Below are 14,495 nucleotides of genomic sequence, written 5' to 3' on the forward strand. Positions count from 1 at the left end.
TCTTCAAGCAAAAATCATTCGAGCAAATCTCAAAACCACTCGCCGCTAATTTTTGCGAGTTATTTAACAATGCAAAGATAGCGATTATTAATGGATTATGCAAAATCGGGCTGAGTCGCGGAGTTGTCGGACTCAGCGTTTTTGTCGGTTCTGGTCCCGGGTCATGCCATGCTCTGAGATCAGTCGGTGGAGGCTGATGATCCCCATCGCTGCCGCTGAAGTTCGGCGGCGCGTTGCTCGGCGGCGTTGTCGGCCGGATTCCAGAATGTAGGGTGTCCGATGGTGTCAGGCATGAATTGCTGGCGGACGAAATGCCCGGGGTAATCGTGGGCATATTTGTAGTCGTGGCCGTAGCCCATATCTTTCATCAGCGACGTAGGCGCGTTGCGCAGATGCAGAGGCACAGGCTGGTTGCCTGTTGAGCCGACATGCTGCAGGGCTGCGTTTATGGCCATGTAGGCCGAATTGCTTTTTGGCGATGTGGCGAGATATATGGTGCATTCGGCCAGCGGTATCCGTCCTTCGGGCCAGCCGATCTTGTGGATGGCGTCGAATGTGGCGTTGGCGAGCAGCAGTGCATTGGGGTTGGCCAGACCTATGTCTTCGGCGGCGAGTATGAGCAGTCGCCGGGCTATGAATTCAGGCTCTTCGCCGCCGTCAATCATTCTGGCGAGCCAGTAGATGGCTGCGTCGGGATCAGATCCTCGCACCGATTTGATGAATGCCGAAATGATGTCGTAGTGCATCTCTCCGCCCTTGTCGTAGGCTGCCGGATTGCTCTGCAGACGGCTGGTGACTGTGGCGTCGTCGATCACTACCGGCTCGGCTGCGGGGGTCGACTGTTCGAGCAGGTCGAGTATGTTGAGCAGCTTGCGGGCGTCGCCACCTGAAAAGCGAAACAAGGCGTCGGTCTGTCTGACGTCGATCTTGCGTGTGGAGAGCACTTCGTCGCGTTCTATTGCGCTGCGGAGCAGCCTGTCGAGGTCGGCGGCGTCAAGCGGTTTGAGCGTGTAGACCTGCGCTCTCGACAGAAGCGGGCGGATCACTTCGAACGACGGGTTTTCGGTTGTGGCTCCGATGAGTGTCACGGTGCCGTTCTCCACGGCACCGAGCAGACTGTCCTGTTGTGACTTGCTGAAACGGTGGATCTCGTCGATAAACAACACCGGCCGAGATGTGGCAAACATGCTTGAGGCCTCGTGCTTGCAGCGGTCAATGACCTCGCGCACCTCTTTTACTCCCGAGCTGACGGCCGACAGTGTGAAGAACGGGGCTTTGACCGTGTTGGCTATGATCCTGGCAAGCGTGGTCTTGCCTACTCCCGGAGGACCCCATAGGATGAACGAGGCGACGTGTCCGGTTTCGATCATGCGCCTGATTATTGAGTCGGGGCCTACAAGATGAGTCTGTCCGATATATTCATCAAGTGTCTGCGGACGCAGGCGTTCGGCAAGTGGCTGGTGCATGTTTCAGGTGTGTGTTGGCTTTTTATGCTACAAAATTAGAAAAAAGTCGGCAAAATCCGTGTTAACAGAGTTTAATCTCGACTTGCTTTATATCAGATTGAAAAATTATATTTATCTTTACAACGTCATGCCGTTATACGCCGTCAGGCGAACCGTCGCTGAGCGAACTTAACGGCCATGGCTTTGTTAAAACTATAAAAACGGACTTCTGGCGCACGCGTGAACAGCGTCGGTCGGGAGTGCGTGAGGTTTAACAATTTAACGATTAGAAGAAAATGAGCACAAACAACAATCCTGCCGGCACTCCGAAAACGATGCGAGCCATATTCGGCATCGTCATGATCATCGTCTATATAGGTGTGGGAATATTGTTCCTCACCGGGTTTTTCGCTCCCATTTACGGAAGCTGGGAATGGATCCGTTGGGTGGGCGGCATCATCTTCATAGTGTATGGAATCTGGCGTGCCTACCGGCAGTTTGCCGGAGTCGACTCGCCGTATTGACGCAACAGATCTCATCCAGTCCGTGTGAAATCAGCAATATCGATAATGAAATACATCAGCCGACTGACTCCGGGAGTGTTATCTCTCGGAGCCGCTCTGCTTCTGGGCGTGGCAGTGTCGTCATGCGCCAAGGAGGTGAAGAGCACAGCGTCGTCGGGCATCGCGCAGATAGCCTGTGATGCAAGTTTCGAGAATATAATGAATCAGGAGATAGACGTGTTTGAATACATCTATCCCAAGGCAAGCATCATGCCGGTCTACATAAGTCAGAATGCCGTGATCGACAGTCTGCTCGATGTCAGCAAGACGGCCGATACGCGTCTTGGTGTCCTCACCCGTCCGCTGACGCAGAAGGAGGTCGACTACCTGAAGTCCAACGGTCGTCAGGTCCGGCAGAGCATGATCGCCGTGGATGCTCTGGCTCTTATAGTCAATCCACAAAACCGTGTGCAGGTGCTCAGCAAGCCTGAGATAGCCGAGATACTGTCGGGGCAACTGACTGAATGGAATCAGGTGGTGCCAGGCAATGATCACCTCGGCAAGATAGAGGTGGTGTTTGACCATCAGGGATCGTCGACAGTGCAGTATATGCGCGACTCGCTGCTCAACGGCGGTCAGTTCGGCCCGAATGTTTATGCTCAGAAGACTCCCGCCGACGTGTTCAAGGCCGTGCGTGAGAATAAAAATGCCGTGGGTATTATAGGCGTGAGCTGGATCAGTTCGGATCTGAAGACCCGCGAGATGAGCCGCGAGGAGTTTGCCGCTTCGGTGCAGAGCAACGATTCGGTGAGCAATTCGGCCGATATGCGGTTCAGCGAGGATGTGAAGGTGATCAAAGTGCGCGGCAATGACGAGGTGACGGCCTATATGCCCTATCAGTTGTATATCTTCGACGGATCATATCCGCTCTACCGCCAGATCTACATGGTGTGTACGGCCACGGGAGGCACTATCAGCCACGGATTCTACTCATTCGTCACCGGTTTCCACGGCCAGAAGATCATGATGACCACCGGCGTGCTGCCCAAAGTTGTTCAGCCCACGCTGGTCAATATCAACTGACGGCAGCCATTACGAACGAAAATAAACGTATAACAAACAGATATATAAAAAACAGTAATAAACCAAGTCAATGAAACTGAAGTTACTTTTCGCGATGCTCCTCGGCGGGGCATTGTCGGCAGCCGCCCAGGGCGGCTACCAGGATGGCGTTGACAATTACAACGCCGGACGTCTTGATGTCGCAAAGATCATTCTTGAAAACACCATCAATGATCCGCAGACCAATAAGTCAGTAAGCTACTACTATCTCGGCGCGATCGACTTTCAGGGCAATGATCTCAACGCGGCCAAAGCCAATTTTGACAAGGGCGTGGCTGCCGATCCCGCCAACGGTATGAACTATATCGGTCTGGGCGAGGTGGCTCTCAAGCAGGGCCAGAAGGGTGCTGCCGAAGATTTCTTCAAGCAGGGCATGCAGACCGACAAGAAAAACACCGCCCTTATGGCAGCGGTTGCCCGTGCTTATTACAACGTTGACCCTGTCGCCTACGACAAGGAGATCAACAAGTATCTCGACAAGGCCCTCAAGGACTCGAAAAACACCGAGAGCGCCGTGTTCATGCTGCAGGGCGACATGAAAGCCATGGATGATCCGGGCAACGCCGCATCGCTCTACGAGCTTGCCATCGAGGCCGACAAGAACAAGAATATCGTCAATCGCGAAGCTTACGTCAAGTATGCCAACACATACTTCCGCGTGGCTCCCAAGTTTGCGATCCAGAAGCTTGAGGAGCTCAATCAGCTCGAGCCTAACTCGGCTCTGGCACAGCGTGAGCTTGCCGAGAAATACTACGACAACTCGCAGTTCGGTTCGGCATGTCTGCAGTATGGCAAGTATCTTGAGAATCCCAACCACTTCCAGAAGGATGAGCAGCGCTACGCCGGTCTGCTTTATTCGGCAAAGGACTACGACAAGAGCCTTGAGGTGGCCAACAGCGTGCTCTCGAAGGATCCGAACAACTTCTACATGTATCGTGTCATCATGATGGACTATGCCGCAAAGGAAGACTGGCCTGCTGCAGAAGCGGCCGGAGCAAAGCTTTTCGGTCATCCCGACGCAGAGTACATCCCCAATGACTATATCCTTTATGGCGACGCTCTCGCAGAGCAGGGCAAATATGAGGAAGCCGTGAAGACTTTCGAGAAGGCCATCGAGCTAAACCCCGACAAGCCTGAGCTGCTGCCGAAGCTGAGCCTCGTCCACGACCGCGCGGGCAACTCCGAAAAGGCTGTGGAGGTGATGAAGCAGTATCTTGATGCAGGCAACGGCTCGCTCAACGACATCATTAACATGGGTCGCCGCTATGCATCTCTGGCACGCAAGCTCGAAAAGGGCACTCCTGAGCGTGTGGCTGCCGCCGATGAAGGTATCAAGTACTACGACAAGGCTCTGGAGCGTGTGTCGGACAATGCCGTTCTCTATCGTCTGAAAGGTGAGATACTTCTTGCTCGCAACGACGACAACCCCAATGCCGAGATCGCCGCTCTCTATGAGAAAATGCTTGAGCTGCTCAATGCCGATCCGGCCAACCGTGAGTCGCAGGTCGCATCATATCGCGCCGCCGACTACGTGCTCGGCATCTACTACTCTGATGTAGACAAGGCCAAGGCCAAGCAGTATCTGGAAGACTATCTGAAGATCGATCCGGAAAACGAGGGCATCAAGAAACTCTATGAGACTCTCGGGAACTGATAAAGGTTGTCTGTAACAGATCGAATTATGACGCTGCGTCGGCAATGCCGGCGCAGCGTCTGTAGTTTCAGGGGCGTGCAATGACGCTTATCCGGTGTCACCCGTCGGTATAATTTGCCGTTGTGTGAAAAAAAAGCAGGCAATACGTCAGGGTTCTGACCGTCTGACATATTGCCTGTTGTGTTTATATATACGTTGTCGTTTGTCAGCCGAAGCGGCTGATTTTTACGAGCGTCTTTTCGTCAATGATTTTTATGGTACGTCCGTCGACCACTATGATGCGTTCGTTGCCGAAGTCGGTCAGCGTGCGTATGGCGTTGGCGGTGGTCATGTTCGACAGGTTGGCGAGATCCTGGCGTCCCATATATACCCTGATGGTGGTGCCGTCCTCTTCATATCCGTAGCTGTCTTTGAGAGCTATGAGCGCTTCGGCAAGGCGGCCTCGCAGATGCTTCTGAGTGAGGTTGACTATGTTGGTGTCGGAGCGTCCGAGATTGTGCGACAGTTCGCGGATGAAAAACCATGCAACACTGATGTTCTGGTCGATGAGCTCCTTTACTACGGTCATGGGTATCGTTCCCAGTATCGACGGCTCGATTGTGGCGGCGGTTGACACGTATGACTCTTCGGCAAAGAAGGCTCTGTAGCCGAAATATTGCACAGGTCTGATAAGCCGCAGTATCTGTGTGCGGTTGCCGGCTCCGTCCTTGTAGAGCTTGGCTTTGCCTTTAAGCAGACACCAGAGATATTCCGGATCTTCGTTCTCGGCGTAGATTATCTGATTTTTCTTGAAATGATGTATGGCAAAGTTGTCGGTGATCTTGCGTTTCTCGTCGGCATTTAGTATCGTCCAGATTTCCGACAGATCTTCGCTCATCACCTTCTCAAGAGCGGCTCTTACTTTGTTCATGTCGTCGCTGATTGGGTTGGGGGCTGTCTTTCTTAAAGTCCAATGTGTAAAATGCTGACAAAAATATGCATTATTTTTCACAATTAGAAGCGGATGTGGTTAAAACTGCTTAAAATGTGAAGTTAGATGTGCAGGCTGTAGTATTGCGGCAAGTATGCCAAAAGACCCTGTGCCGATCAGTCGGTCGATACAGGGTCTTTCTGTGTGAATGGGTCGGCATTCAGAATTCGCCGTAGATAAACGGCGACTCAAACTGCTCAAGCAGTGGATGGCGGGTATCCTTTTCCGACAGTATCGCCGTCGATGGATCGATGCGCCAGTCTATGCCGAGAGCCGGATCAAGCAGCGATATGCCTCCGTCGGCCTGCGGGGCGTAGTAGTTGTCGCATTTATACTGGAATACGGCTGTTTCGCTCAGCACTGCAAAGCCGTGTGCAAATCCGCGTGGCACGAAAAACTGCAGATGATTGTCGGCGGTGAGCTCCACTGCCACATGATGGCCGTAGGTGGGCGATCCGCGGCGTATGTCGACAGCTACATCGAGCACGGCACCCTCCACGCATCTGACGAGTTTGGCCTGGGTGAACGGCGGACGCTGGAAATGGAGGCCGCGCATCACTCCGCGGGCCGAACGGCTCTCATTGTCCTGCACGAACTGAATGTCGCGCTGCATCAGCTGATTGAGGTCGCGCTGTGAGTAGCTTTCGAAGAAATATCCGCGGGCGTCGTCAAAAACTCGCGGCTTAAGGATCACTACTTCGGGTATCTGTGTTTTGATAAGTTCCATGTGTGCGTCGGTTAGTCGAGATTTTGCATTCCGGTGCGGTCGAGTTCGTCGATCACTTTCATTAGGTAGCGGCCGTATTGGTTTTTGAGCATCGGACGTGCGAGTTCCTCCATGCGCTGGCGGTCAATCCATCCCTGCCGGTAGGCGATGCCTTCGAGGCAGGCTATCTTGAGACCCTGACGCTTCTCAAGCACTTCCACGTAGATCGAGGCTTCGGCGAGGCTGTCGTGGGTACCGGTGTCGAGCCATGCGAATCCGCGTGGCAGGGTGCGCACGCGGAGGGCGTCGGAGCGGAGAAATTCCTGATTTACCGATGTGATCTCAAGCTCGCCGCGGGCCGACGGCTTTATGGAGGCGGCCACGTCCACCACCTTGTTGGGGTAGAAGTAGAGACCCACCACAGCGTAGTTTGACTTCGGATGCTCAGGTTTTTCCTCAATGGAGAGACACCGGCCGGATTCGTCGAATTCGGCCACGCCGTAACGCTCCGGGTCGTCGACCCAATATCCGAATACGGTGGCCAGTCCGCGCTCTGCGTCGGCCACAGCCTCTTTCAGCAGTCCTGAAAATCCGGCTCCGTGGAAAATGTTGTCGCCCAGCACCAGACAGGCCGAATCGTCACCGATAAAGTCGCGTCCTATGATGAAGGCTTGCGCGAGTCCGTCGGGCGAGGGCTGCTCGGCATATTCAAGATGTATGCCGTAGTCGCTGCCATCGCCGAGCAGACGCCGGAAGCCGGGCAGATCCTGAGGTGTGGAGATGACAAGTATGTCGCGTATGCCCGCAAGCATAAGCGCCGAGATCGGATAGTAGACCATCGGTTTGTCATAGACCGGTAGGAGCTGTTTGCTGACTCCTTTTGTGATGGGGTAGAGGCGTGTGCCGCTGCCGCCTGCAAGTACGATTCCTTTCATAATGGTGCAAATATATGTAGAATTCGCGAGACTATGGCAATAAATGGGGAATAAAGTAATGTGTTGAGAGTTTGGAGAGATCGGCGTTGTTCGTCCGAAAGGTGCTTTTGGAGGACAATTGTCTAAATTTATATAATACGGATTTTGAGAAGGATTGTCAGATGGATTTTTGTTTGTGATGAGGGAGTGTAGCCGTAGCTACGTGACCGGGGAGCAAACAAAAAGACGCTGAAAAGACTCTCAAAAGCAAAGTGATATAAATTTTAGAGTATGTTTGAATTTCACTTCTATTCACTCAAAGAGGATTTTCGGAGAGATTCGCGTGAGTTGATGAGGGAGCGATGCGGGCATCGTGACCGATGAAACTTGACGCGAATCGCCCGAAAAGACCTTTGAGTGGATGGCAAGAAGTCCCTATATATTTCTTCGGGTTAAATTCAAACATACTCTTAGACAATCTTTAAGAATTTTCTTTTATAGAACGTTCCTGTTCCGGAATAAGGTGTATAAAAATAAAAAGCCGGGAGGAATTGCTTCCTTCCGGAATGTGATGTTGTCAGCCTCAAATACTCATTTTGGTCAGAGTTTCAATGCTTGGATTCATCGCCACGATGCGTCCCTTCGGGTCGATAAGGAGCGATTTGAATCCTTCGGTCAGCCGGTAGTCATGGATGATCCTGTTGGCTTGGCTGCCGTCGACATGGATGTGGTTCTCCGCGCTAAGATTGTCTCTACGCACTATCTCACGAAAGAGGCGCTCGCTACGGTCGAAGTTGACCGACAAGAGACAAAATCGTTCCTGCGGGAGCAGCTTGGCTGCCTCGTCATACCGGTAGGCCCTGAGGCGTGAGTCGGCGTCGGCCGACGACCAGAATGTGACGATCACATAGCGTCCCTTCATATCCGCAAGCGACAGCGTCGTGTCGCTGTTTTCAATCGTCATCGATGGAGCGTTGTAGCCTTCGGCGGCTTCAAACACACGCTCGGAATAAGCGGATACTGAAATGACAAGAACGGCGAAGAGCACAATGACTTTCATTGTTTTCTTCATTGTCAAGGTTTAATGTTACACATAAGGCAGGCATTCCGAAGGAGGGTGGCGTTACGGCTGCACGTGTGTGGTGCTGCCGTATCAGAAAGCTTGCCCCGCCGATTTTCGGCGTCATCTGCAGGCGACTCTTCGCCTGACACCTTTCTTAAAACACCGCAAAGTTACAAAAATATTGCGGCGTACACAATTTGTCAGGTGCCCAGTGAGGTCTGTATCGGCTTTCGTACGGCTTGGGGAGCGGGTTGCAGCAGAGGGTTAAAATAGGTTAACGTTGGCTGTCAGGGCATATATTTAGCCTCGCGCAGGGTTTTGTCGGAGAGGTAGAAGGTAGGTTGCAGCAACGATTCAGGCGTGGCTTCGGGATTGGCTTTGAGGTATGATTCTGCGATGCGCCACCCTGTCAGTCGGCCGGCCATTGGCGGCACGTCGCGTCCGATCACCGTCCCCGGGGAGCCTTCGTGCAGCAGCGAGGAAGCTGTGCGTTCCGAACGGTCGAATAGCAGGTCGGATCCGGCCATGCGCTGCCATATCTCTTTCTCGGACCGATAAAGCTGCGCGAAGTCATCGTCGGTTATCCCTATGGCGCGGGCTTCATTGTCCGGCATCAGTCTGACGAGGGCTGCGGCCACGGCGCCTTCGTAGAGCATCCGCTGTAGCAGTGTGGGGTGTGCGTCGCTCTCCAAAGGATACACCGTGCGCACTATTGCCTCGGCAATGTCGCGTGTCATCCATTCGGGTGTCTTGCGTGCGCGCCGATAGGCCGGAAAGGAACTGTAGCCTTCATAATCGGCTCCTAGATAATGGTTGAGGCCTACGATTATCGTTATGCCGTTTGTGTCGGACATCAGTATGACCGATTGCGAATATGGTATGACGGTAGCATAGATCTGGCGGAGCGGTGGAGCATCGGGTAGTATCGACGCCATATTGCGGTGCAGCCGACCGATGTCGGACGAGAACTGCCGCAACGAAGGCATGATTGAGTCGGCGTCATGGCCGAAGATCCTCATTGCTTCCGACTGGCCGAACCGATAGACCCACTGCTGCGTGGCGGCAGTGTCGTCGTCGGCTCCTAACGCGCGCATTATGGTGTGCGCACCGTCGGGCGACGATGCGAGCGCCTCGGCCGTGGTGATTCGTTCCACCGGTATTTCTGTGTTTTCGTAGGTTGTGCACGATGCGATAGCTGTCACAAGGGCTGCAATAGGTAATGTCGTCAGTTTCATGAAGCCAAAGTTAAACAAAATGTACCCAACATTGGCTCTCGTGCATTGGCTCTCGTGGCCGATTTTGTGGCAAATGTGGTCAAAAATGGATGATAATTACTAACTTTGCGCTTTGATAGCGGTATGTCCGTCGGGATCGGACATGTCCGTAATCTCTTTTTGAAAAGAACAATTGACGAAACCATGCATGGCATAATACGCAGTATATCTATAGCGCTGACGGTTGCGTTCATGTCGCTGACAGCCGCTGCAGAGGAAAAGTTTACCGTAGTTATCGACGCGGGACACGGCGGTGGCGACACCGGAGCCGTAGGCATAATCACCCGTGAGAAGGATATAAATCTCGCTGTCGCTACTAAATTGGGCAAGCTTATTGAGGATAATTTCAAGGATGTCAAGGTGGTCTACACCCGCCGCAATGATACGTTTGTCACTCTCCAGGGGCGTGCCGACATAGCCAACAAGGCGGGTGGCGATCTGTTCATATCCATCCATACCAACTCTATCGACAAAAAGGCGCGCAACTACCGCACCGTGGCCGGAGCTTCGGTTTACACCCTTGGATTCCGCCGTACGGAAGAGAACCTTGCCGTGGCCATGCGCGAGAACTCCGTGATGAAGCTTGAGGCCGACTACTCGACTGTCTACGAAGGATTCGATCCGTCCTCGACCGAATCATACATCATCTTCGAGATGAGCCGCAACAAGCACGTGGAGCAAAGCGTGGCTGCCGCCCAGGCCATACAGCAGGAGCTCGTCGCGACTGCGGGACGTCGCGACAGAGGCGTAAGGCAGGCCAATTTCTGGGTGCTGTTCAAGACAAGTATGCCGGCGGTGCTCGTAGAACTTGATTTCATATGCAATCCTGTGCAGGAAAAGTATATGGCCTCAAACAAGGGTCGTGAGAAGATGGCGCAGGCCATTTTCAATGGCTTCCGTGAGTATAAGCGCTCCATCGACCTTCATACCGCCACTGTCAACGGCGGGAAGGTCGCTTCCAAGGGGAAAAACATGCCGAAGCCGCAGCGCAAGCTCACGCCGGTCGACGAGCCTGTACATCAGGTGACGCCCTCAGCTGACTCTGCCGGAAAGAAGGTTTCGGAAGCGGACAATACCGCGACTGTATCGGAAAAAGCATCTGACCGCGTATCGTCCGGAAAGCAGGTGTCAGAGGAGGCGAAGAGCGTTGACCGAGCGAAGTCAGCGTCGGCCGATGACAACCGTATCATATATAAGGTGCAGTTCATGACCAGCTCGAAACGACTTGGTAAGAAATCGAGCGAATACAAGGGGATGACCGATGTCGAGTGTTATGTCGACGGACGCGTGTATAAATACACCGTAGGGTCATACACATCCCTGTCCGATGCGCAGAAGCGGCTCAGGCAGGTAAGGAAACAGTTCCCCGACGCGTTTGTCATAAAGACGCGCAATGGCAAGAGAATTAAATGATTTAGACAACGATATAATTCCAACCGACAATGAAGACTATACAGAAAAAGGAACTGATGATAGGCCTGACGGTGCTGATCACACTGCTGATACTCTTTTTCGGTATCGACTACCTCAAAGGCGTCAATGTGTTCAAGGCTGCCAACTATTATTATGCATCATATACCAATGTCGCCGGTCTGGCGCAGTCGGCTCCGGTGACTGTCAACGGCTACAAAGTGGGCCTTGTGCGTGAGATCAACTATGAGTATGACAACCCCGGCCATATCAAAGTGGAGCTGTCGCTCGACCGTAAGCTGAAGGTTCCGGTGGGTACGGAGGCGGTGCTCGTCACCGATATGCTCGGCACCTCGTCGATCGAGCTGAGAATGGGCAAGGACACGCGAATGCATCAGGTCGGGGACAAGCTGACGGGTGTCAACTCATCAGGACTGATGGATAATGTCACCAACGACATACTTCCGTCGGTTGCTTCGGCGCTTCCTAAAATTGATTCGCTTCTGACGGCTGTCACAGCCATCGTGTCGGATCCGGCGCTGCTCGGTGCGGTGAAGCGTCTCGATGCGGTTATGGCTAATCTGGAGCGAAGCACCACGGCACTCTCCGCAACCATGGCGCGCACACCGGCCATAGCTTCCGACGCGCAGACCACTATGACCAATGTCCGCCAGATCTCGGCCGACCTCACTCAGGTCACAGCTGCTTTGCGTGAGATGCCACTTGACTCCACGATGGCCAATGTGCAGAGCTTCACAGCACGTCTCAATGAGCTTTCGGGGCAGCTCCAGAGCCGCGATTCGTCGCTCGGACTGCTCCTAAACGATCCGTCGCTCTATAATTCGCTCAATGGCGCTGTGGGAAGCCTCGACTCGCTTCTGCAGGATGTGAAGCGTCATCCCAAGCGATATATCAGCATCAAACTGCTCTGATCCCATGCCTGAAAGATGTTGCATGGAAGCGGTATCTTATTTGTACAAGATCTAAATAACGACTACGCCGGACCGACCCTCGGGGTTGGTCCGTTTTGTTAGTGCTGATGCCGTCGTTAACATTTTGCGACGACTGACGGGCGTTTTACTGTAGCGACACAATAAAGTGTGTAATTACCACATTATCACAGGTTTATTCTTGTATGTTATCATGTCGGTCGGACGTTGGCCTATGCTGTGTGTAAGGCGTTGTGATTCAGTATAGTTGAAAAAAACTTATGATTTGCAAATAAAATCGCGATTGTTTATAACTTTTTTTTGCCCCAATTTTGCATCCGGAAAAAGGGCGCATGCTCTCCTCTTGAAACAATAAATTCCCCCACATAAATGGAGCATAATCATATACAGATGTGGGAAAATTGTCTTGCGATTTTCCACGACAATCTACCCAAGGAACAGTTTGAAGCATGGTTCAAGCCGGTCGCATCGATCAGCTTTGTTGACGGAAACCTTAATATACGAGTGCCGTCACAATTCTTTGTGGAGCAGCTTGAAGAACGCTATTTCAAACTGATCAGCAAGACGCTCCATAAGGTTTACGGCCCGTCGGTAAAGCTGTTCTATCACTTCGACCAGGTTTCCGATGACCCCACGACGGCTGTCACGATGGAGAGCTCAAATCCGTCGACTGCTGTGGCGCCCGCACCCGGAGCCACCTCCAACCCGTTTGCTCCAAAAGCGCAGCCTGCCGAGATCGACGCACAGCTCAATCCGCGATACACGTTTGAAAACTACTGTATAGGCGTCAGCAACCGTGTGGCGCGCTCCATCGGTGAGGCGATCGCTTCCGACCCGAAGTGCAAGACGTTCAACCCGCTATTTATTTTCGGGTCGCCGGGTGTAGGCAAGACTCACCTGATACAGGCTATCGGAATCCGTATCAAGGAGCTTAATCCCCAGCAGCGCGTCCTGTATGTGACCGCACGCCTGTTTGAGAGCCAGTATACGACAGCTCTGCGTAGCGGACGCATCAACGACTTCATAAACTTCTATCAGAGCATCGACGTGCTCATACTCGACGATATTCAGGATCTGATAGGCAAGACGAGCACCCAGGGAACATTCTTCCACATATTCAATCATCTTCAGCTCAATCAGAAGCAGATCATACTGTCGTCCGACACACGCCCGTCGATGATGGAGGGCATGGAAAAGCGCATGATCGACCGCTTCAAATGGGGCATGACAGCCGAACTCGAGAAGCCCGACTACAATCTGCGGCGCGAAGTGCTTGAGCGCAAAGCCATGAAGGACGGTCTTGTGATACCGGCCGATGTGCTCGACTATATAGCAGGAAATGTCACCGACTCAATCCGCGAGCTTGAGGGTATCATGGTGTCGCTCATAGCCCATGCTACGGTGCTCGGTTGTGAAATATCCATAGACCTTGCCCGTAAGGTGCTCGGAAACGCAGTGAAGATCAACCGCCGCCAGATAAATTTCGAAATGATAGCCCAGGAGGTCAGCGCCTACTACAAGATCGAACCCGACCAGCTCTTTACCAAGTCGCGCCGCCGCGAGATCTCCGACGCGCGCCAGATGGTGATGTTCCTGGCCAAGAAACATGCCAAGATGGGGCTTAAGGCTATCGGATCGCGCCTGTCGCGCACACACGCTACCGTATTGTATGCATGCCGCAACATCGAGGAGCGTCTGCCGCTTGAGAAGCGCCTGCAGGACGATCTGTCGAAGCTCGAGTCGGCCATCCTTTCGTAAGCGTATGCCGTTCTCCGTAGGAGACATGATTGGCCAAAATGTAATATATTAATATGAATCGTGGTCATAATGGCCACAAATGTTCATGTCGGTTGCACAATTGCTTTTCATTTTGTAATTTCGTGCCATAATCATTAATGCAAGCTGAACTTATGTCAACATTCGCATCGAGATCAAATCATCATTATGATGCCGCCCGGATAGAGCATTCCGGCTATCGGTGTGACGGCGCGATTCAGCTGATGATTTTCGATAAAACCTCAACTACAACTCAATTCACTGAGAATGAGGTGGTTATGGGGGGGGTATTCCTTTAGATCCTGCTCGTCCATCCAACATCCGTTTTCCTCTTTTTTGAATTGTGGCAGATCCTCCGGTGCTACGGCGGACAGGTTTCCTGTGCAATCTCAACAACCTGTCGAAAGCGTCGAGTCGATTTCCGTTATTGACCAAACCATAACAAATCACATTGTATCATAATCCGGTCAGCAGATAGCTGACTATCCTGTATATGAAAGTGGACTGACCACTCCGTGAGGATCCGTCGTTCACATCCCTGTAAAATAAATCTTGGAAGGAGCTATCCGTGAGGATTGCTCTTTTTTTGCGGTGTTTTTCACGCTTTCATGCGTGCTTCTATGCAAAAAAGCTGATACTGCAATGTGTTATGCCGTCGATTTTGCGTAACTTTGTGGTTGAACATCATGAGCTGTTCAATATGCATAC

At 52.5% G+C, this 14,495-nt stretch carries 12 protein-coding genes; 6 read left to right on the top strand and 6 right to left on the bottom strand.

Features of this window, described 5'->3' with window-relative positions:
• Positions 1 to 179: 179 nt before the first annotated feature.
• A complete protein-coding gene (locus tag NF347_RS01035) occupies positions 180 to 1,466 on the bottom strand; it encodes a replication-associated recombination protein A (RefSeq protein WP_107035570.1) in 1,287 nt (428 codons plus the stop codon).
• A gap of 275 nt (positions 1,467 to 1,741) precedes the next feature.
• Here NF347_RS01035 and NF347_RS01040 point away from each other — a divergent pair, with 275 nt between their 5' ends.
• From NF347_RS01040 to NF347_RS01050, 3 genes are all read left to right on the top strand, one after another.
• Positions 1,742 to 1,969 carry a hypothetical protein gene (locus NF347_RS01040; protein ID WP_107035571.1) on the top strand — a complete coding sequence of 76 codons (228 nt, stop codon included), beginning with the start codon at positions 1,742 to 1,744 and terminating at the stop codon, positions 1,967 to 1,969.
• Positions 1,970 to 2,014: 45 nt separating this feature from the next.
• On the top strand, positions 2,015 to 3,031 hold the full coding sequence (locus NF347_RS01045; RefSeq protein ID WP_107035572.1) for a PstS family phosphate ABC transporter substrate-binding protein: 1,017 nt from the start codon (positions 2,015 to 2,017) through the stop codon (positions 3,029 to 3,031).
• A 70-nt stretch (positions 3,032 to 3,101) separates the two neighbouring features.
• Positions 3,102 to 4,724, top strand: coding sequence for a tetratricopeptide repeat protein (locus NF347_RS01050; RefSeq protein WP_107035573.1), 1,623 nt, complete (start codon positions 3,102 to 3,104; stop codon positions 4,722 to 4,724).
• Positions 4,725 to 4,929: 205 nt separating this feature from the next.
• Here the strand turns inward: NF347_RS01050 and NF347_RS01055 are convergent, their stop codons facing one another.
• The 5 genes from NF347_RS01055 to NF347_RS01075 form a co-directional block, all read right to left on the bottom strand.
• The gene (locus NF347_RS01055; protein WP_107035574.1) at positions 4,930 to 5,634 is read right to left on the bottom strand and encodes a Crp/Fnr family transcriptional regulator; all 705 of its coding nucleotides are present in this window, start codon (positions 5,632 to 5,634) and stop codon (positions 4,930 to 4,932) included.
• A gap of 220 nt (positions 5,635 to 5,854) precedes the next feature.
• Complete coding sequence (rfbC, locus tag NF347_RS01060) at positions 5,855 to 6,421, bottom strand: dTDP-4-dehydrorhamnose 3,5-epimerase (protein WP_107035575.1); 567 nt, start codon at positions 6,419 to 6,421, stop codon at positions 5,855 to 5,857.
• Positions 6,422 to 6,432: 11 nt separating this feature from the next.
• Positions 6,433 to 7,335, bottom strand: a complete 903-nt coding sequence (gene rfbA, locus NF347_RS01065; protein WP_107035576.1) for a glucose-1-phosphate thymidylyltransferase RfbA — start codon at positions 7,333 to 7,335, stop codon at positions 6,433 to 6,435.
• Positions 7,336 to 7,897: 562 nt separating this feature from the next.
• Positions 7,898 to 8,386 (bottom strand): thioredoxin family protein, encoded by a 489-nt coding sequence (locus NF347_RS01070; RefSeq protein WP_107035173.1) that lies wholly within the window; start codon positions 8,384 to 8,386, stop codon positions 7,898 to 7,900.
• Positions 8,387 to 8,664: 278 nt separating this feature from the next.
• Positions 8,665 to 9,612 (bottom strand): gliding motility protein GldB-related protein, encoded by a 948-nt coding sequence (locus NF347_RS01075; RefSeq protein ID WP_107035172.1) that lies wholly within the window; start codon positions 9,610 to 9,612, stop codon positions 8,665 to 8,667.
• A 159-nt stretch (positions 9,613 to 9,771) separates the two neighbouring features.
• Between NF347_RS01075 and NF347_RS01080 the strand changes: the two genes are divergently transcribed.
• The 3 genes from NF347_RS01080 (at position 9,772) to dnaA (ending at position 13,769) form a co-directional block, all read left to right on the top strand.
• A complete protein-coding gene (locus NF347_RS01080; protein ID WP_237612973.1) occupies positions 9,772 to 11,064 on the top strand; it encodes an N-acetylmuramoyl-L-alanine amidase family protein in 1,293 nt (430 codons plus the stop codon).
• Between the two features lie 29 nt (positions 11,065 to 11,093).
• Positions 11,094 to 11,993: an MlaD family protein gene (locus tag NF347_RS01085; protein WP_107681422.1), complete on the top strand. Its 900-nt coding sequence runs from the start codon at positions 11,094 to 11,096 to the stop codon at positions 11,991 to 11,993.
• Between the two features lie 387 nt (positions 11,994 to 12,380).
• Positions 12,381 to 13,769, top strand: a complete 1,389-nt coding sequence (gene dnaA / locus NF347_RS01090; RefSeq protein ID WP_107035170.1) for a chromosomal replication initiator protein DnaA — start codon at positions 12,381 to 12,383, stop codon at positions 13,767 to 13,769.
• Positions 13,770 to 14,495 lie beyond the last annotated feature (726 nt).

It is taken from the genome of Paramuribaculum intestinale (genome assembly GCF_030759015.1).
Taxonomy (GTDB): domain Bacteria; phylum Bacteroidota; class Bacteroidia; order Bacteroidales; family Muribaculaceae; genus Paramuribaculum; species Paramuribaculum intestinale.

Excerpts from the sequence above, each read along its gene's own strand:
- NF347_RS01035 (WP_107035570.1), bottom strand. The coding sequence starts at position 1,466 with ATGCACCAGCCACTTGCCGAACGCCTGCGTCCGCAGACACTTGATGAA.
- NF347_RS01040 (WP_107035571.1), top strand. The coding sequence starts at position 1,742 with ATGAGCACAAACAACAATCCTGCCGGCACTCCGAAAACGATGCGAGCC.
- NF347_RS01045 (WP_107035572.1), top strand. The coding sequence starts at position 2,015 with ATGAAATACATCAGCCGACTGACTCCGGGAGTGTTATCTCTCGGAGCC.
- NF347_RS01050 (WP_107035573.1), top strand. The coding sequence starts at position 3,102 with ATGAAACTGAAGTTACTTTTCGCGATGCTCCTCGGCGGGGCATTGTCG.
- NF347_RS01055 (WP_107035574.1), bottom strand. The coding sequence starts at position 5,634 with ATGAACAAAGTAAGAGCCGCTCTTGAGAAGGTGATGAGCGAAGATCTG.
- rfbC (WP_107035575.1), bottom strand. The coding sequence starts at position 6,421 with ATGGAACTTATCAAAACACAGATACCCGAAGTAGTGATCCTTAAGCCG.
- rfbA (WP_107035576.1), bottom strand. The coding sequence starts at position 7,335 with ATGAAAGGAATCGTACTTGCAGGCGGCAGCGGCACACGCCTCTACCCC.
- NF347_RS01070 (WP_107035173.1), bottom strand. The coding sequence starts at position 8,386 with ATGAAGAAAACAATGAAAGTCATTGTGCTCTTCGCCGTTCTTGTCATT.
- NF347_RS01075 (WP_107035172.1), bottom strand. The coding sequence starts at position 9,612 with ATGAAACTGACGACATTACCTATTGCAGCCCTTGTGACAGCTATCGCA.
- NF347_RS01085 (WP_107681422.1), top strand. The coding sequence starts at position 11,094 with ATGAAGACTATACAGAAAAAGGAACTGATGATAGGCCTGACGGTGCTG.
- dnaA (WP_107035170.1), top strand. The coding sequence starts at position 12,381 with ATGGAGCATAATCATATACAGATGTGGGAAAATTGTCTTGCGATTTTC.